At 72.1% G+C, this 17745-nt stretch carries 15 protein-coding genes; 4 read left to right on the top strand and 11 right to left on the bottom strand.

Going from position 1 to position 17745, the window contains the following annotated elements; genetic code table 11:
- Nucleotides 1-26: 26 nt before the first annotated feature.
- The 6 genes from ACZ6WH_RS37010 to ACZ6WH_RS36985 all read right to left on the bottom strand — a co-directional run bounded on the left by ACZ6WH_RS37010 (nt 27) and on the right by ACZ6WH_RS36985 (nt 5996).
- Nucleotides 27-1253, bottom strand: coding sequence for an arginine deiminase (locus tag ACZ6WH_RS37010; RefSeq protein WP_432859578.1), 1227 nt, complete (start codon nt 1251-1253; stop codon nt 27-29).
- A gap of 270 nt (nt 1254-1523) precedes the next feature.
- Nucleotides 1524-2447: an LLM class F420-dependent oxidoreductase gene (locus ACZ6WH_RS37005; protein ID WP_469734300.1), complete on the bottom strand. Its 924-nt coding sequence runs from the start codon at nt 2445-2447 to the stop codon at nt 1524-1526.
- 412 nt (nt 2448-2859) lie between these two features.
- Nucleotides 2860-3327, bottom strand: a complete 468-nt coding sequence (locus ACZ6WH_RS37000; RefSeq protein WP_361567784.1) for a DUF6099 family protein — start codon at nt 3325-3327, stop codon at nt 2860-2862.
- 133 nt (nt 3328-3460) lie between these two features.
- Nucleotides 3461-3805, bottom strand: coding sequence for a nucleotide pyrophosphohydrolase (locus tag ACZ6WH_RS36995; RefSeq protein WP_469734296.1), 345 nt, complete (start codon nt 3803-3805; stop codon nt 3461-3463).
- Nucleotides 3802-5253: an AAA family ATPase gene (locus ACZ6WH_RS36990; protein WP_469734294.1), complete on the bottom strand. Its 1452-nt coding sequence runs from the start codon at nt 5251-5253 to the stop codon at nt 3802-3804. The genes ACZ6WH_RS36995 and ACZ6WH_RS36990 overlap by 4 nt, the downstream gene beginning before the upstream one ends.
- A gap of 353 nt (nt 5254-5606) precedes the next feature.
- On the bottom strand, nt 5607-5996 hold the full coding sequence (locus tag ACZ6WH_RS36985; RefSeq protein WP_030622554.1) for a cell division protein SepF: 390 nt from the start codon (nt 5994-5996) through the stop codon (nt 5607-5609).
- Between the two features lie 206 nt (nt 5997-6202).
- Here ACZ6WH_RS36985 and ACZ6WH_RS36980 point away from each other — a divergent pair, with 206 nt between their 5' ends.
- From ACZ6WH_RS36980 to ACZ6WH_RS36970, 3 genes are all read left to right on the top strand, one after another.
- Nucleotides 6203-7459, top strand: coding sequence for an SLC13 family permease (locus ACZ6WH_RS36980; protein WP_469734389.1), 1257 nt, complete (start codon nt 6203-6205; stop codon nt 7457-7459).
- Nucleotides 7460-7724: 265 nt separating this feature from the next.
- The gene (locus ACZ6WH_RS36975) at nt 7725-9353 is read left to right on the top strand and encodes a M4 family metallopeptidase (RefSeq protein WP_469734292.1); all 1629 of its coding nucleotides are present in this window, start codon (nt 7725-7727) and stop codon (nt 9351-9353) included.
- Nucleotides 9354-9425: 72 nt separating this feature from the next.
- Nucleotides 9426-9977 (top strand): hypothetical protein, encoded by a 552-nt coding sequence (locus tag ACZ6WH_RS36970; RefSeq protein ID WP_469734290.1) that lies wholly within the window; start codon nt 9426-9428, stop codon nt 9975-9977.
- Between the two features lie 19 nt (nt 9978-9996).
- Here the strand turns inward: ACZ6WH_RS36970 and ACZ6WH_RS36965 are convergent, their stop codons facing one another.
- A complete protein-coding gene (locus ACZ6WH_RS36965; protein ID WP_469734288.1) occupies nt 9997-11019 on the bottom strand; it encodes an AraC family transcriptional regulator in 1023 nt (340 codons plus the stop codon).
- A gap of 113 nt (nt 11020-11132) precedes the next feature.
- Between ACZ6WH_RS36965 and ACZ6WH_RS36960 the strand changes: the two genes are divergently transcribed.
- Entirely contained in the window at nt 11133-11966 is an 834-nt protein-coding gene (locus tag ACZ6WH_RS36960) for an ANTAR domain-containing protein (RefSeq protein ID WP_469734286.1), read from the top strand.
- Here ACZ6WH_RS36960 and ACZ6WH_RS36955 read toward each other — a convergent pair.
- The 4 genes from ACZ6WH_RS36955 to ACZ6WH_RS36940 are packed head-to-tail and all read right to left on the bottom strand — an operon-like array spanning nt 11963 to nt 17741.
- The gene (locus tag ACZ6WH_RS36955; protein WP_469734284.1) at nt 11963-13528 is read right to left on the bottom strand and encodes a GMC family oxidoreductase; all 1566 of its coding nucleotides are present in this window, start codon (nt 13526-13528) and stop codon (nt 11963-11965) included. The two genes, ACZ6WH_RS36960 and ACZ6WH_RS36955, sit on opposite strands and share 4 nt — an antisense overlap.
- On the bottom strand, nt 13518-15116 hold the full coding sequence (locus ACZ6WH_RS36950) for an APC family permease (protein WP_469734282.1): 1599 nt from the start codon (nt 15114-15116) through the stop codon (nt 13518-13520). Before ACZ6WH_RS36950 ends, ACZ6WH_RS36955 begins: the two co-directional genes overlap by 11 nt.
- A gap of 20 nt (nt 15117-15136) precedes the next feature.
- On the bottom strand, nt 15137-16609 hold the full coding sequence (locus ACZ6WH_RS36945) for an aldehyde dehydrogenase family protein (RefSeq protein ID WP_469734280.1): 1473 nt from the start codon (nt 16607-16609) through the stop codon (nt 15137-15139).
- Complete coding sequence (locus tag ACZ6WH_RS36940) at nt 16602-17741, bottom strand: aromatic ring-hydroxylating oxygenase subunit alpha (protein ID WP_469734278.1); 1140 nt, start codon at nt 17739-17741, stop codon at nt 16602-16604. Before ACZ6WH_RS36940 ends, ACZ6WH_RS36945 begins: the two co-directional genes overlap by 8 nt.
- Between the last annotated feature and the right edge of the window lie 4 nt (nt 17742-17745).

The raw sequence follows: 17745 nt of genomic DNA, 5'->3' as shown, positions 1-17745 counted from the left end.
GGCGCCGCGTCCGTCCGCCCCCTCCGCTAGCCCAGCCCGTCCCGCTGGACCGGGCAGCTCATGCAGCGCGGGCCCCCGCGGCCCCGCCCCAGCTCGCTGCCCGGGATGGTGATCACCTCGATGCCGCGCTTCCGCAGGAACGTGTTGGTCGTGACGTTCCGCTCGTACGCCACCACCACGCCCGGCTCCACCGCCAGCACATTGCAGCCGTCGTCCCACTGCTCGCGCTCCGCAGCGTGCACGTCCTGGGTCGCGGTCAGCACCCGCACCCCGTCCAGCCCGAGCGCCGCCGCGATCGCCCGGTGCATGTGCTCCGGCGGATGGTCGGTGACCTTCAGCTCCTGCTCGTTCGCACCGGGCTCGATGGTGTACGAGCGGAGCATCCCCAGCCCCGCGTACTGCGTGAACGTATCGCCGTCCACCATCGTCATCACCGTGTCCAGGTGCATGAACGCCCGCCGCTTGGGCATGTCCAGCGCCACGATCGTCTGCGCCGAACCGGCCGCGAACAATCCGCGGGCCAGCATCTCCACCGCCTGCGGCGTCGTCCGCTCGCTCATCCCGATCAGCACCGCGCCATTGCCGATCACCAGCACGTCGCCGCCCTCGATGGTCGACGGATACGCCGCCTGCCCCTCGGACCACACATGGAAGCGTTCGTGCGTGAACAGCGGATGGTGCCGGTAGATCGCCTCGTAATGGATCGTCTCGCGCTGCCGCGCCGGCCACCGCATCGCGTTCACCGATACCCCGTCGTACACCCAGGCGGAGGTGTCCCGCGTGAAGAGATGGTTCGGCAGCGGCGGCAGCAGGAAGTCGTCCAGGTCCATCACATGGAAGCGGACCGAGGTCGGCTCGGGATTGTGCTCCAGGAACTCCCGCTTCGTCATCCCGCCGATCAGCGCCTCCACCAGCTCCGCCAGCGGCAGCTCGGCGAACGCCGCCCGGATGTGGTCGGTGGCCAGCGGCCCGTACTCCTTCTCGTCGAAGACCCGGTCCAGGACCAGTTCGCGCGCTTCGGGGACCCGCAGGCTCTCCGCCAGCAGCTCCCCGAACAGATGCACCTCGACGCCGCGATCGCGCAGGATGTCGGCGAAGGCGTCGTGCTCGGCCCGCGCGCGCCGGACCCACAGCACGTCGTCGAAGAGCAACGCGTCCTTGTTGGACGGGGTGAGCCGCTTAAGCTCCAGGTCGGGGCGGTGCAGGATGACCCGGCGGAGACGACCGACCTCTGAGTCGACATGGAATCCCATCCCTCCATCCTGGCCGGATTCGACGATGATCACTCGATATCCGCCCACCCGGTGCGGCGCGAACACCGGGTGGGCGTGACGCGAGCACCGAGTAGGAGCGGCGTGGGCACCAAGCCGGAGCGGCGCGGAGCGCGGCGGGGGTGGGGGGCTGGTGGGGGGCGGCAGTCCTGAGGGGGCCGGGAGCCGGACCACGGCCCCTGCCCCCTGCCCCCTCATCGGGTCCGACCCCTCCCCCCTCAAGCCTGACCCCCGCCCCTCAGGCCTGGCGCCTCACCCCAACTGGCTCTGCACCTGCGAGGAGATGATCTCCAGGTGGTCGAGGTCGTCGAGGTCCAGCATCTGGAGGTACACACGCGAGGCGCCCGCCTCCGCGTACCGGCCGATCTTGTCGACCACCTCGGCCGGCGAACCGGCCAGACCGTTGGCCTTCAGCTCCTCCACCTCACGCCCGATCGCCGCGGCCCGGCGCGCCACCTCGGCGTCGTCCTTGCCCACGCAGGCGACCAGCGCGTTGGAGTACACCAGGTCGTCGCCCTTACGGCCGATCTCCTCGGCGGCCGCCCGCACCCGGCCGAACTGCCGCCGGGTGTCCTCCAGCGAGGCGAACGGGATGTTGAACTCGTCGGCGTACCGCGCGGCCAGCCGCGGCGTACGCGTCGCGCCGTGCCCGCCGATCAGCACCGGCACCTTGGTCTGCGCGGGCTTCGGCAGCGCGGGGGACTTCTCCAGCTGGTAGTACGTCCCGTCGTACGAGAACTCCTCGCCGACCGGCGTGCCCCACAACCCGGTGACGATCGCCAGCTGCTCCTCCAGCCGCCCGAACTTCTCCTTGGGGAACGGGATGCCGTACGCCTTGTGCTCCTCCTCGAACCAGCCCGCGCCCAGCCCCAGCTCGACCCGGCCGCCGGACATCTGGTCCACCTGCGCGACCTGAATCGCGAGCACGCCCGGCAGCCGGAACGTACCGGCGGTCATCAGCGTACCGAGGCGGATGCGCTTGGTCTCGCGGGCGAGCCCGGCGAGGGTGATCCAGGCGTCGGTGGGGCCGGGCAGCCCGTCCACCGTGCCCATCCGCAGATAGTGATCGGACCGGAAGAACGCGTCAAAGCCGAGGTCCTCGGTGGCCTTGGCGACGGTGAGCAGGGTGTCGTAGCCGGCGCCCTGCTGGGGCTCGGTGAAAATTCGCAGATCCATGGCCCCATCTTCCCCCTCCCCCCTCCCCCACCCCCGCACCACCACTCCCGACGCCCGCACCGAGGCTGAACCGCCAGGACCACACCACCGCAGGACCACCGCCCTACCCGCGCGGACGCGCCGTGCCCGGGATCGCGCGTGATCCGTGCCGTGGCCAGGGTCGCGCGTGGTCCGTGCCGTGGCCGGGATTGTCCGCGACCCCGTCAGTGAGCGTGCGACGCGCGAGCGCCTGGAGATTCTCAAGATCTGCCCCGGTCTCAGGCCGGACGGTGGGGAGGTGCTGTCCGGTCGGCACGGCGACCCCAGGAGAAGTCGACGGCGGATGGAGGTGGGGGATGGTGGGGGTGGGGGGTGGGGGGAGTCGTCGGAAGGGAATGGGAGAGAGGTCGGGGCAGTCGGAGGGGAGTTGTGCCTACGCCGGGTCGTGGTCGTGCAAGCGGTCTCGGACGAGGAGTTGCTTGAGGATTGCGGCGGCGCGGTCGCGGGACTCGTCGGCCGCGTCCATCGCCTCCACACAGGTCCAGTAGAGTCCGTCCTCCTCCGCCGCGCAGACCACGCTCACCAGTGCCTCGCACACTTCGGCCAGCAGTCCGCACAGGTCCGTCAACGCGACCTTGCTGTCCTGTACTTCGGACAGCTGGGCCGCCCTTGGGCCGTAGGTTCTCGGCACCGGGCACAGCACTGCTGCGCCCGACCGGCCTCCTGCCTCGCCCAGCCTTCGTGCCTTGGCCCGCACCTCGAACGGTCCCGATATCGCCAGGAGGCTGCCGACAGCCTCCGCCAAGGCCTGCGCCTGCCACGCCTCTATGACGATGTCCTGGACCGTCCGTGCCTGGGCCAGACCGTGCCGACTGGCCGCGATGATTCGCACCGCATCCATGCACGACCCCTTCCCTTGCCCCTCGTCCACTGTCTTGCGCACACCTTCCACTACCCAGAGTGAACTGGAACCGCCAAAAGCGCTAGAGTAATTCGCAAATCTGTGGACAACTAAGGCGAGTTTGCGAGGATCATCACTCCGGAGAGTGACGGTCGGGGCGATTCGCGGGGAATCGTTCCTCATTGCGCTCGATCTTCGCGGCCAGTGCCGCCGCCGCGTCGATGCCCAGTACGCCGCAGAACTGGAGCAGGTACGCCAGCACATCGGCCACTTCGTCCTCGACGCGTGCCGCGGACCGCGGATCGGTCATGATCTTGGCGGACTGTTCGGGAGTCAGCCACTGGAAAATCTCGACCAGTTCGGATGCCTCGACGCTGAGTGCCGCGGCGAGGTTCTTGGGGGTGTGGTACTGCTGCCAGTCGCGGGCGGCCGCGAAGTCGGCCAGGCGGCGCTGCAGGGTGGGAAGATCTTCACTCATGCCCCCAGGTGTAGCACTCTGATCCCCGGCAGCCGCTCGGCGGCCGGGGCGTCCGTCACCGTGCCCAGCAGCCGGATGTGTCCACGCGCCGCCATCCGTACGGCCAGCTCGAACAGTGCGGCCGACTGCCGCCGGTCCAGGCACCGGTCCAGTCCGTCCGCCACCACGGTCAGCACCTGACGGGCCGGCAGCACCTCGGCCACCGGGTCGACGGCCAGCACTCCGGGGCCGGTCAGCAGGACCAGCGCCAGCGCGAGGTAGCGGAGTTCGCCGTCGCCCAGCCAGTCCACCGGGAGCGCGCCGAGCGCCCCGCCGCGCTCCAGCACGGCCCGCACCGCCGCCCCGTCGCCCCTTGCCCGTACGCCCGCGGCCGCCCGTGGGCCGGTCTCCGCACGCACCTCGTCGTGCGTGCGTACGTCGCCACCGGCTCGTACGCCCGTGTCCGCCCGTACGTCGTTCCCCTGGGGCGAGCAGCCGATGCGTACCGCTTCGAGCAGCAGTGCGTGGCGGGTGGCGCATTCGTGGCCGGTGCGTTCCAGTACGGCGGCGAGGTTGCCGCAGTCGGGGCGGAGCCGGGCGGCCTCGGGCCGCTGCTGCGAGGCCGCGGGGCCCCGCGCGAAGGCGCGTACGGCCTCGGGGCGCGGGTCGCAGGGGAAGGACGAGCGCAGCGCGATCAGTATCTGCTCGGCGGCCGCCAGCACGAGGCGCTGGCCCGCGGTCGTCCCGGCGACGCGCAGGGGCAGCAGGGCGGTGCCCAGCCGGTCGTCGGGGAGCGGCGCGCGGGTGACCGGTGCGGGCCCGGCGGTGTGCCATGCGGCCTGTACGGTGCGGCGGCCGGGGTCGGTGAGCGCTGTGGTGAACAGGGTCCGGCCGCCGCCGGTGAGCCGTTCGCCGGCGATCCGCAGGTCGGGTTCGGTCTGTACGGCGACATCGAGGCGTACCGGGCCTGCCGGGCCGTCGACCGTGCAGCCGATGCGGAAGCCGCGCCGGCCCTGTTCGTCCGGTGCGGCGCGATCCGGTGCGCAGGCGGCGGCGCCGCCCGGTACGGCGGCGAGTGCGCGTTCCAGCGGGTCGCCCGCGCCCAGCCGGACGAGCAGCCCGTACGCCTGGAGCGCGCTCGACTTGCCGCTGCCGCTGGGGCCCGCGAAGAGGGTGAGCGGGCCGAGCGGATAGGTCGCGCCGCGGTGCGACTTGAAGGCGGAGAGACGGAGTTCGGTGATGAGGGGGCGGGTGGGCGGCGCGGTGGGCCCCGCGCCCTGTGCGGTCGGCTCCGCGTCCTGCGGGCTGGGCCCCGCGTCCTGTGGGGTGGCCGCTGTGTGGGCGGTGGCCGGTCCGGCGGGGCCGGGCGGGTGGGGGCTCACCGCCACGGCCGGGCCCGGGCCCGCCGTGCGGAGGGTGGTGTCCTCGTCGGTGCCGTCTGTGCCGTCGCTGCGACTCCAGGGGTCCATGCCAGGCACGCTAGAGAGGCCGGGGTGCGGAGAACCGTTACGCCGGAAAGCCCTTCCTACGAACGGGGGACCCCGCGCGGCGCCCGCGCGGCGCTCACGGGTGCTGCGCCCGGCGCGGGCCCCCTGGGGCGCGCGTACGGCTCGCCCATGGCTCCCGCGCTCGACAACACGTTCCGGTCTCGCGCATGCGGCCCGGCGCGCGGCAGTACGGCTCGATTTCGGCGCCCGGCCGCAGGACCCGGCCTCGAATGTGCCGGCCCGCCCCCAAGCAGCGCGGCGCGCCCCTCATCACCGCGCGCTCCATCCCCCTCAGACCCCCGAAGTCCGCCCCCTCAGGCCCGTGCCCTCACCCCTCACTGATGCGGCACAGTCCCGGCGCGGGGTTCGTCGACCTCGGTGCCGACCGGGGCGAGGAGGAAGACGTTGGTGTCGACGCGGTGCATGCCGCTGCCGATGCCGAAGACGACGCCGCTGGAGAAGTCGAGGATGCGCTTGGCCACGTCGGTGTCGGCGCTGCTCAGGTCGAGGAGCACGGGGACCTGTGCCATGAGGTGTTCGGCGACCTCGCGGGCGTCGGCGAAGGTCTGGACACGGATGACGATGAAGCGCCGGGAGGCCTCGCCCGGCTCGTCGTCCGGGAGAGCCCGGTGGTCGGGCCATGAGGGCCACTCGCGGCCACCTCGCAGCGGGACGACCTCGGCGAGGCCCTCCCACTGTTCATCGGTGGCGTCGGGGCGGGTCACCGGATCACCTCGCTCGCAAGGGCGCTGGGCATCTGCGATATCTGCATCGAGCAATTCTAGGGATATACATACAAACCTGACCGCGCGTGACACGCGTTCGGCGTCATCCGCTGCCCCCATCCTGCACCATGACGCCTGGCCAGCGCATACTCTGCGACATTTGTCCGAGCTGCAGGAAGCGTTCGGACCAGTGGAGAGGAACCCCCCTGAACACCCCCTTCGCGGAGGCCCTCTCCGCGGTACTGCTCGTCGTCGTGCTCGTGTGCGCGGTGGTACGGCCGTTCCGGCTGCCGGAGGCGGCCGTCGCGGTGCCGGCCGCCGTCGCCGTCATCGCGGCCGGGGCGATTCCCCTGGCGCACGCGCGGGAGGAGGCGGCGCGGCTCGGCCCGGTGGTCGGCTTCCTGGCGGCGGTGCTGGTGCTGGCCCGGCTCTGTGCCGACGAAGGGCTCTTCGAGGCGTGCGGTGCCTGGATGGCCCGCGCGGCCGCCGGCCGGCCCCGGCGGCTGCTGGCCGCGGTCTTCGTGCTCGCCTCGGCGATCACCGCCGTACTGAGCCTGGACGCCACCGTCGTGCTGCTCACGCCGGTGGTCTTCGCGACCGCGGCCCGGCTGGGCGCCCGTGCGCAGCCGCACGTCTACGCCTGCGCGCACCTGTCGAACACCGCGTCGCTGCTGTTGCCGGTCTCCAATCTGACCAATCTGCTCGCCTTCACCGCGAGCGGGCTGAGCTTCACACGGTTCGCCGCGCTCATGGTGCTGCCGTGGCTGGTCGCCATCGGGACCGAATACGTGGTGTTCCGGCGGTACTTCGCCGCCGACCTCGATGCGGAGACGCCTGCGGAGAGCGTGGCGGAGGTGCCGGACGTGCCGATGTTCGCGCTGGTCACCGTGGTCTGCACGCTGGCGGGCTTCGTCGTCGCCTCCGCGTTCGGCATCGAGCCGGTGTGGGCGGCGACGGCGGGCGCGCTGGTGCTCGCGGCCCGTACGCTCACCCGTCGGCGGACGACCGTACGGGCCCTGCTGGGTTCGCTGTCGCTGCCGTTCCTGGCCTTCGTTCCGGCGTTGGGCATCGTGGTGCGCGCGGTGGTCGACAACGGGCTCGCCGGCGCGCTCGGCCGGCTGGTGCCGGACGGTTCGTCGCTGCCGGCGCTGCTCGGCGCCGCGGCGCTGGCGGCCGTACTGGCGAACGTGATCAACAATCTGCCCGCCGTCCTCGTGCTCGTGCCGCTGGCCGCCCCTGCCGGTTCCGGCGCGGTGCTCGCGGTGCTGCTCGGGGTCAACATCGGTCCGAATCTCACCTACGCGGGGTCGCTGGCCACGCTGCTGTGGCGGCGCATCCTGCACGCGCACGACACCGACGTCGTGCTCAAGGACTTCACCCGCCTCGGCCTGCTCACGGTCCCCGCCACGCTGTCCCTGTCCGTGGTGGCGCTGTGGGGCTCCTTTCAGCTCCTCGGCGGCTGAACCGGCCCGGCCCGCTCGGCACGGGGCAGCCGCTCGAAGCTCGCAACCGGGCTCGCCGCCGACCTCACCACCGGCCTCGCCCGGTACGTAACAAGATCACCGCCCCGTGCGCTCCGGGCGACCACCGCGCGGAGGTCCCGTGCCCCGCATGTGCCGGTGCCGGACAGGGTATGGACAGGCCGTTGTCATGAACGCTTAAAGTGACTCGCCATCAGCGCGCCGGTGAGCCCTCCGCCGGTCGCTGCCCTGCCGTCCGAGGAGTCCGATGAGATCGAGACCGCGCCTCGTCACCAGCGTCATAGCCACGGCGGCGGCCGCTCTGGTCGCCGCCGTTCTGCCCGCCTCCGCCACCGCCCAACCCTCCCCCGACCGCGCGGAGGCAATCCGCAGTGCCGACTCCGCCCTCGCCGCCCACGCCGCCGACCTCGCCGTCACCGCCGCTCAGGGAACCTCCGTACGCGACGTCGTCATCGACCCCGACGGCAGCCGGCACGTCCGCTACGACCGGACCTCCGGCGGACTGCCCGTCCTCGGCGGCGACCTGGTCGTCCACCTCTCCCCCGACGGCACCTACCGCGGCGCCTCCCGCGCCACCCGCAGCGACCTCTCCGTGCCCACCGTCAAGCCCCTGATCAGCGCGGAGAAGGCCGCGGGCCTGGGCACCGCCGCGCTGCGTGCCGCGCGCACCGGCACGGTGCTGAGCAAGGTCACCGCCAAGCCGCTGCTGGTCATCGACGCGCTGCACGGCGCTCCCCGGCTCGCCTGGCGCACCACGGCGGCCGGACAGGACTCGAAGGGCAACCCCGAGGCACACGTCGTGCTCTCCGACGCCCGCACCGGCAAGGCGATCGACTCCTGGGACCGGCTGGAGAGCGTGACCGGGGACGGCAAGTCGCTGTACGGCGGGACCGTGCCGCTGGAGACCAGCAAGGCCGGCGAAACGTATCAGCTCAAGGACGCCACCCGCGGCGGCACCTACACCGGTGACGCGCAGAACAAGACCGACTCCTGCATCCTCGGCATCTGCTGGGGCCGCGCCCCCGCCGTCCTGTTCACCGACGCCGACAACCACTGGGGCAGCGGCACCACCGCCGACCGCTCCTCGGCCGCGGTCGACGCCCAGTACGGCACGGACACCACCTGGGACTACTACAAGAACGTGCACGGACGGAACGGCATCGCCGGGGACGGCAAGGGCTCCTACAACCGGGTGCACTACGGGAACGGCTACAACAACGCCTTCTGGGACGACAACTGCTTCTGCATGACCTACGGGGACGGCGACGGCAAGGTCTTCGGGCCGCTGGTGGCGCTGGACGTGGCCGGGCACGAGATGTCCCACGGCGTCACCTCCGCGACGGCGAACCTCACGTACAGCGGTGAGTCCGGCGGCCTCAACGAGGCGACGTCCGACATCTTCGGCACGCTGGTGGAGTTCTACGCCGAGAACGCGAGCGACCCCGGGGACTACCTCATCGGCGAGAAGATCGTCCGGCCGGAGTTCGGGCAGGCGGCGCTGCGTTACATGGACAAGCCGTCCAAGGACACCAAGTCGGCGGACTGCTGGAGTTCGTCGGTGAAGAACCTGGACGTGCACTACTCGTCCGGGGTCGCCAACCACTTCGCGTACCTGCTCGCCGAGGGCAGCGGCGCGAAGGAGATCGGCGGCGTCGCCCACAACTCGCCCACCTGCAACGGGACGACGGTGCAGGGCATCGGCAAGGACAAGCTCGGCAAGATCTGGTATCGCGCGCTGACGGTCTACATGACCTCCGGCACGAACTACGCCGCGGCGCGCACCGCGACGCTCGACGCGGCGAAGGACCTCTACGGCGCGGACAGCGCCGAGCAGAAGGCGGTCGCCGCGGCCTGGTCCGCGGTCTCCGTCGGCTGATCCCCGCGGGTTTCCCCTGCGCCCCGTACCGGCCGGCGGCCGTTCCCCGTCCGGCCGGTACGGTTGCCGACCATGGCCGAGAGCACGCTGTGGACCCTGTCGATCGCCGCCGTCACCGGCGGCACCGCCGTGCTGGCCAGCTGGGTCACCAGCCGCGGCAGCACCCGGGCCGCGCGCATCCAGGCCGAGACCGCGGCCGATTCCCAGCGCCGCGAGCGGCTCCGCGACAGCCGCCGTACCGCCTACCTCGACCTGATCGAACAGACGCACAAGATGGGTGAGTTGTTCTGGGAGGTCTCGGACGTGTTGCGGCAGCCGTACGGCGACGCGAGCACGGCGGCGCTGCGACCGCTCGGCGAACGCCAGACGGCGGAGTACGGCCGCCTCCGGCGGTGCGTACGGGTCGTGGAGCTGGAGGGGCCGCCGCCCGCCGCCGACGTCGCGCTCGTCGTCCAGAAGTCGACGGGCGAATTCCACGCCGCGATCCGGCAGGCGCTGCGCGACGGTGCGGGAGAGGAGGGCTGGGCCGCGGCCGGGGAGCGGTTCGACGCCGCGTACTCGCCGTTCTGGCGGACGCTGGAGACCTTCGTGGAGACGGCGCGCGACGCGCATCAGGGCCGGTGACCCCGCGGTGGAGTGCCCGTCAGCGGCGGTGCACCTGGGAGGGGAGCTTGCCGTAGCGGGACTGGTAGGCGGCGGCGAACCTGCCCAGGTGCGTGAAGCCCCAGCGGCCCGCGACCTCGGTGACCGAGACGGCCGGACCGAGGCGCACCAGGTCGTGGTGGGCGCGCTCCAGTCGCAGCCGGCGCAGGTAGCCCATCGGCGTGCTCTCCAGGTGCTGTTTGAAGCCGGCCTGGAGGGAGCGCGGGGCGACCCCCGCGATGCGGGCGAGCTGTAACACGGTGAACGGGTGGGCCGGGTCGGCCTGCATGGCGTCGACGGCCCGCTTGACGGGGCGCGGGCAGGTGCGGGGCGCCGGGTCGGCCAGCTCGTCCCGGTACTGGTGCGGGGTGGCGTAGAGCATCGTCGTGAGCAGTGCGTCCGCGAGGCCGCCGGCCACCGGCGGGTGCTCCAGCAGGCCGGTGGGCGCGTCCAGCTCGCGGGCGACGACCCGGGCCAGCTCGCTCAGGGTCCGCCCCCGGCCGTCGTGGGGGTCCAGGCCGCCGGGGAAGTGCAGCGGCCGTACCGGGTGTTCGAGGTGCTCCTCCAGGGCGCTCTCCACGGCCTGCCGGTCGAAGCTGAGGGCCAGCACCTCGGCCTCGGCGTCCAGTTCGCCGGTGAGGGCGCCGGTCGGCTCGAAGACCGGGACCCGGCCGCCGGTGGCGGTGGCCCGGAACACCTCGCCCCTGTGCAGCTGCACCGCCTGTCCGCTGCGGGGGACGTTGATGTGGTACGCCACGCCCAGGCCCTCGCTCTTGCTGAGCACGTCGGTGCCGTAGGTGGCGGTGGCGAAGGTGACCGGGCCCAGGCGTACCGCGTTCGTGGCGAACGCGAAGTCCGCGGGGTCGGCCAGCGGGTTGAGCGCCACCGGGTAGGACAGGGTGTCGGCGATCCAGGCGCGGGCCCGTTCGATGTCGCCGGTGCGGAACGCCGGCAGGCCGCCGGGCGCGGGGCCGCGGCCCGCCGCTGTGGTCCGTGCCGCCGTGCGGCCCGGCTCCCCCGTCATCGCCGCCCCCGTTCTCCGTTCGTCCGCGCTCAGTGAGCAGACGACTGCGCTTGGTGTCCATATGCTACGCAAAATGGATATCGGCAGGTGCGTCACGGGCATTGACTGTCTGAATGGAGGCTTTTCCCGCGCCGCGCCTGGCCAGGGACGCGGCACACCCGGCCGCCCCGCGACAGTCGCCCGCCGTGCCCGCTCCGCCCGAGCGTGAACGGCTGCTGACCCGTGCGCTGCTGGACCTCGCCTCGTCCGCCGACCGGGAGCCGGCCCGCCATGCCGCGTGTCTGATCGAGTACCTCGGGGTGCTGGGCGGCCGGCCCGCGCCGGAGGCGGTGGCCGTGGTGGCCGGGCGGCCGCCGGTCGCCGCCGTCTCGGGCCGGCGGGCCGAGGCGCTGCGGGAGCTGGAGGAACAGCTGGGCGAGGGCCCGCTGCGCGACTGCCTGGCCGGTGCCGCGGCGGACGAGATACCCCTGGAGGAGACCGGGGCCGCACGGTGGCCGCGGTTCACCGTACGGGCGCGGGAGCTGGGCGTGCGCCGGGTCACCGCGCTGCCGCTGCCGGCGGCGGGGCCCGAGGACGAGCCGGCCGCGTCCGGTACGGAGGCCGCGCTGGGCGCGCTGGTGCTGTACCACGACGCGGCCGGACCGCAGCCGCCGGAGCGTGCGGTACCGGCGCGGGCGCTGGCCGAGGCCGCCGCGCTGCACCTGCGGCACCGGCGCGTCCGGGAGCAGGTGCGGCAGCTGGAGCACGCGCTGCGCAGCCGGATCGTCATCGAGCAGGCCAAGGGCGTGCTCTCGGAGCGGTTCGGCGTCACGACGGACGGGGCGTTCGGGGAGCTGCGCCGGTACGCGCGTTCGCACCAGCGCAGCCTCCACGACCTGGCGCGTTCCGTGGTCGACGGGGCGGCCCCCGACCCGTTCCGCAAGGACGCCCGCCCGCCGGCGCGTTAGCGGGCCGCGTCCTCCTTCAGCAGGTCGGCGCACTTCTCACCGATCATCATCGTGGTGATGCACGGGTTGACGGTGACCAGGTCCGGCATGACCGAGCCGTCGGCGACACGCAGTCCCTGGATGCCCTTCACGCGGAGCCGGGCGTCGAGCGGTGCCATGGCGTCGTCGTCGGCGCCCATCTTCACCGTGCAGGCGGGGTGGTAGACGGTGTTGTGGGTCTTGGTGAGGTAGTCCAGCAGTTCGTCGTCGGTGCGGGCTTCCGGGCCCGGGGCCAGTTCGGCGCCCGCCCACTCCGCGAGCGCCGGCTGCGCGGCGATCTCGCGGGCGAGGCGCAGCCCGTGGGTCATCACCCGTACGTCGTGCTCGTGGGTGAAGTAGCGGGGGTCGACCCTGGGCTTGTCGCGGAAGTCGCGGGTGCGGAGCCGGACGGTGCCGCGGGAGCGGGCGCGGGTGACGTTGGGGGTGAGGCAGAAGGCGTTCTCGGAGGTGGGGTAGCCGTGCCGGGCCGTGTTCATGTCGAAGGGCACGGAGCCGTAGTGGAACATCAGGTCCGGGCGGTCCAGGCCCGGTTCGGTGTCGGCGAAGATGCCGATCTCCCACCACTGGTTGGAGCCGGCCACCATGGGTTTTTTCGCGTCCCACATGATGACGCCCTCGGGGTGGTCCTGGAGGTTCTCGCCGACGCCGGGCGAGTCCACGAGGACGTCCACGCCGGTCTCGCGCAGGTGTGCGGCGGGGCCGATGCCGGAGAGCATCAGCAGCTTGGGGGTGTCGATGGCACCGCAGGAGACGATGACCTCGCGGCGGGCGCGGACGGTGCGGGTGTGGACGAGGTCGGGGTCCAGGTAGGTCGCGCCGGTGCAGCGGCGTGCCTCGTCGATGACGAGCTGCCTGGCGCGGACGCCGGTGCGGACCTCCAGGTTGGGGCGGCGGCCGAGGATCGGGTGGAGGTAGGCCACGGACGAGGACTGGCGGATGTTGTTCTCGTCGGAGTTGATCTGGAACCAGTTGGCGCCGCGGAGGACGGTCTTGCCGGTGTTGAACGGCGTGGTGGGGATGCCGTTCTGGGCGCAGGCTTCCAGCAGCGCCGCACCGCAGGGGTCGGCGCCCTTGATCTGGCGCAGGGTGACGGGCCCCGAGCGGCCGTGGTGGTCGCCGGGCGCGTCGTTGGACTCCAGGCGGCGGTAGAGGGGGAAGGTGTCCCGCGCGCCCCAGCCGGTACAGCCGGCGGCTTCCCAGTCGTCGAGGTCCTCGGCCGGGGCCCAGAAGGCGATGCAGGAGTTGTGGGAGGAGCAGCCGCCGAGGACCTTGGCCCGGGCGTGGCGCATGTGGCTGTTGCCGTTCTCCTGCGGCTCGACGGGGTAGTCCCAGTCGTAGCCGGATTCGAGCAGGCCCATCCAGCGCTCCAGGCGCAGGACGTCGTCGTCGCCGACATCGGAGGGGCCGGCCTCCAGGAGGCAGACGGTGACGGCGGGGTCCTCGCTGAGCCGGGCGGCGACGACGTTGCCGGCCGTACCGCCGCCGACGACGACGTAGTCGAACTCTTCGGCTTCACTGGACATGGGTGGGCGTCCTCTCCTTCGTGTCGGTTCCGGGCTGCTGCTGGGCTGCGTGTTCCGCGAGTACGCCCGTACGGTGGCGCTGGACGAGCCAGTAGTAGGCGAAGCCGCCCAGTGCGACGGCGCCCACGAAGAGGACGGCGCCCCAGCGCAGGTACCAGTGGTGCGGCGGGGTGGCGTTGTAGACGGCCTCGCGGGGCCAGGCGAGGTTGATGATCATGCCGACGCCCCACAGGACGGCGAGGACGTTGACGGGCAGGCCCCAGCGGCCGAGGGAGAAGCGGCCGGGGGCCGGCTGCCAGCGGCCGCGCAGCCGGGCGATCAGCATCGGTGTGGTGACCAGCAGATAGGCGCCGTAGATCATGATGATGCCGATGCTGGTGACGACGGAGAAGATCTGCGGCTGGCGGATGTTGATCAGCAGGACGCCGAGCGAGAGCACGCCGACGAGCACGGCGGGCAGCACCGGGGTCCGGAAGCGCGGGCTGACCCGGGCGAGCAGCGAGGCGGCGGGCAGGTTGTTGTCCCGCGACATGGCGAACGCGAGCCGGATGGCGGCGGTGTGCACGGCCAGCGCGCAGACCGTCACGGCGATCAGCACGCACCACAGCATCGCCTTGCCGACGGTGTCGCCGAGGACGTCCAGGACGATGTACTGGAGGCCGTCGGTGGCCAGTCCCTCGCCGTTCAGGCTGCGCACGCTCATCAGGGCGAGCAGCAGGATCAGTCCGCCGAGGAGGAAGGAGGCGAACAGGGCGCGGAGGATGGCGCGGGGCGCGTTGCGGGAGGGGTCGAGGGACTCCTCGCCGAGCGAGGCCGCGGTGTCGAAGCCGTACATGACGTAGGCGGAGGCCAGCGAGGCGGTGAGGAAGGCGCCGAGGTAGCCGAAGCTCTGGCCGTTGCCGGTGTGGTGGGTCTCCAGGACGACGTCCGGTCCGCGCACCACGTGCACGGCGAAGAGCACGATCAGGACGACGGTGGCGACCAGCTCGATGAAGACGCCCGCGGTGTTGATGCGGGCCATCAGCTTCACGCCGAAGGCGTTGACCAGCGTGGTGAAGAGGATGAGGACCCCGGCGAGCAGTACGCCGTTGGTGGCGACGTCGTACCGGCCGCTGCCGTCCCCGATGATCTGGAAGGCGCTGGAGATCTGCGGCAGCGTCAGCTGGTAGGCGAGGGCCACCGCGGAGAGCGAGACGATGGAGGCGACGAGCATCATCCAGCCGGCGAGCCAGCCGATGTGCGGGTTGCCGAGCCGTTTCGCCCAGTTGTAGACCGAGCCGGCGACGGGGTGGCGGGCGGCCAGCTCGGCGAAGGACAGCGCGATCATCAGCTGGCCCACGAAGACCATCGGCCAGGACCACCAGTAGGCGGGGCCGCCGTGCCCGAAGCCGAAGTAGAAGAGCTGGAAGGTGCCGGTCAGGATGGAGATGTAGCTGATGCCGGCGGCGAAGGTGTGGAAATTGCCGAGGGTGCGTTTCAGTTCGGGGCGGTACCCGAAGTCGGCGAGGCTCTCGTCGTCCTGTGCCGATGCGGTGTGCGGTGCGGGTGGTGCGTTCCGTGCCGGTCTCTCGTCTCGGGGAGCCGTCAAGGGCGTTCTCCTCGCTCGGATCAGTCGAACCAGTGCAGCGGCTTCGGGGCGGTGTTCCTCCAGACGTGCTTGGTCTCGCGGTACTCGGCGAGCCCGCCGGGGCCTAGTTCGCGGCCGGTACCGGACTGCTTGAAGCCGCCCCACTCCGCCTGCGGCAGGTACGGGTGGAAGTCGTTGATCCAGACGGTGCCGAGCCGCAGCCGGGCGGCGATCCGGTCGGCGCGCGCGGGGTCGGTGGTCCACACGGCGCCGGCCAGCCCGTAGACGGTGTCGTTGGCGAGCCGCACCGCTTCGTCCTCGTCGGTGAAGCGTTCGACGGTGAGGACCGGGCCGAAGGACTCCTCGCGGACCACGGACATGCCGGCGGCGCACTCGTCGAGGACGGTCGGCAGGTAGTAGTGGCCGTCCGCGAGGCCCGGGGCGTCCGGGCGCGCGCCGCCGCACCGCAGGACGGCGCCCTCGGCGAGCCCGGCGGCGACGTACGCCTCCACCTTGTCCCGGTGGGCCGCGGAGATCAGCGGCCCGGTGCGGGCTTCGGGGTCGAAGGGGCCGCCGAGCCGGATGTCCCGGGCCCTGCGGACCACCTCGTCGACGAAGCGGTCGTGCAGGGAGTCCTCGACCAGCAGCCGGGCACCCGCCGAGCAGACCTGCCCGGAGTGCAGGAAGATCGCGGTCAGGGCGTGGTCGACAGCGGCCTCGAAGTCGGCGTCGGCGAAGACGATGTTGGGGTTCTTGCCGCCGAGTTCCAGGGCGACGCGCTTGACGGTGGCGGAGGCGGCGGCCATGATCCGCCGCCCGGTGGCCAGGCCGCCGGTGAAGGAGACCAGATCCACGTCCGGGTGGCCGGTGAGCGGGGCACCCGCCTCCGGGCCCGTGCCGAGGACGAGGTTGGCCACGCCGTCGGGCAACCCGGACTCCGCGAGCAGCCGCACCAGGTGGATCGCGGTGTGCGGGGTGAGTTCGCTGGGCTTCAGTACGAAGGTGTTGCCGGCGGCGAGGGCCGGGGCGACCTTCCAGGCGGTCTGCAGCAGCGGGTAGTTCCACGGGGTGATCAACGCGCAGACGCCCACCGGCTCGTGGACCACACGGCTCTCGACGGTGGCGCTGCCCGCGTCGACGTCCCGGCCGCCGTCCCCCTCCCCGGTCACCAGATTGCCGAAGTAGCGGAAGCAGGCCGCGATGTCGTCGATGTCGATCTCGCTCTCCACCAGGCGTTTTCCGGTGTCCAGCGATTCGGCGCGGGCCAGTGCGGCCTTGTCGCGCTCCAGGAGGGCGGCGACGCGCAGCAGTTTGGCGCCGCGCTGCGCCGCGGTGGTGTGCGGCCAGGGGCCGGTGTCGAAGGCGCGCCGGGCGGCGGCGACGGCCGCCCGGGCGTCCTCGGCGCCGCCCTCGTCGACCACCGCGACGAGGGCCCGGTCCGCGGGGCAGCGGATCTCGCGGGTGCCCCCGCCGGCCGCCGCCTGCCACCGTCCGTCGATGAACAGTTCAGGCACGCTCGTCCTCCAGCTGCTCGGTGACCCACTGGTGGAAGGCGCCGATGTGGTGCTCGCTGGGCACCAGGACGCCGCCGTCCCGGTAGCCGCGCGAGTCCATCGCCGGCTGCGTCCGCTCGCACGCGTCAAAGTCCTGCTGGTTGACGCGGTGGAACAGTTCGACGGACGTGTCGACGTCGGCGCCGGACTCGACCACCTCGGGGAGGTAGAGCCAGTCGCACTCCACGACGGTGCGGTCGGCGGCCATCGGGAACATCCGGTGGACGATCACGTGGTCGGGGACCAGGTTCACGAAGACCTGCGGCCGGACCGTGATCGCGTAGTACCGGCGGTCCTGGTCCTCGGCGATCTCCGGGAGCCGGCCGAAGCCGCCCTTGCCGTCGACCGTGAAGCCCTCGGCCTCCGGCGCGAACTCCGCGCCGTGCCCGACGTAGTACTGCGCGGCGAACCCGTCGGCGAACTCCGGCAGCACATCGGTGAGTTCGGGGTGGATCGTGGCGCAGTGGTAGCACTCCATGAAGTTCTCGATGATGAGCTTCCAGTTGGCCGCCACGTCGTAGGTGATGCGTTTGCCCAGGGCCAGGCCCTCGGTGCGGTACCGCTCGATGGAGGCGGTGTCGCCGAGCCGCTCCACGGCCGCGCCGATCACGGTGTCCTCGAACGACGGCGGCTCGTCGGCCAGGCAGACCCAGGCGTAGCCGAGCCACTCGCGCAGCGGGACGGTGATCAGGCCTCGTTCGGTGCGGTCGATGTCCGGCATCGACGTCAGGTTGGGCGCGGCGATGAGCTTGCCGTCGAAGTCGTAGGTCCAGGCGTGGTACGGGCACTGGAGGTTGCGGCGGTTCTCGCCGGACTCCTCGGTGCACAGCCGGGCGCCGCGGTGCCGGCAGATGTTCAGGAAGGCGCGCAGCTCGCCGCGGCGGTTGCGGGTGATCAGGACGCTCTCCCGGCCGACCTGCACGGTGCGGAAGGCACCGGGCTTGTCCAGGTCGGCGCTGCGCACCGCGCAGAACCACAGGCGCTCGAAGATCTTCTCCTGCTCCTGCCGGAAGGTCTCCGGGTCGGTGTAGGAGGAGCCGGGCAGCGTGGTGATGAGGGAGGAAGTGGGCGCGAGTTCGGGCGTGGTCGTCATGTGC

It is taken from the genome of Streptomyces sp. NPDC050806 (genome assembly GCF_055586425.1).
The sequence above is the reverse complement of the archived record's forward strand: the minus strand, read 5'-3'. Positions and strand labels throughout refer to the sequence as shown.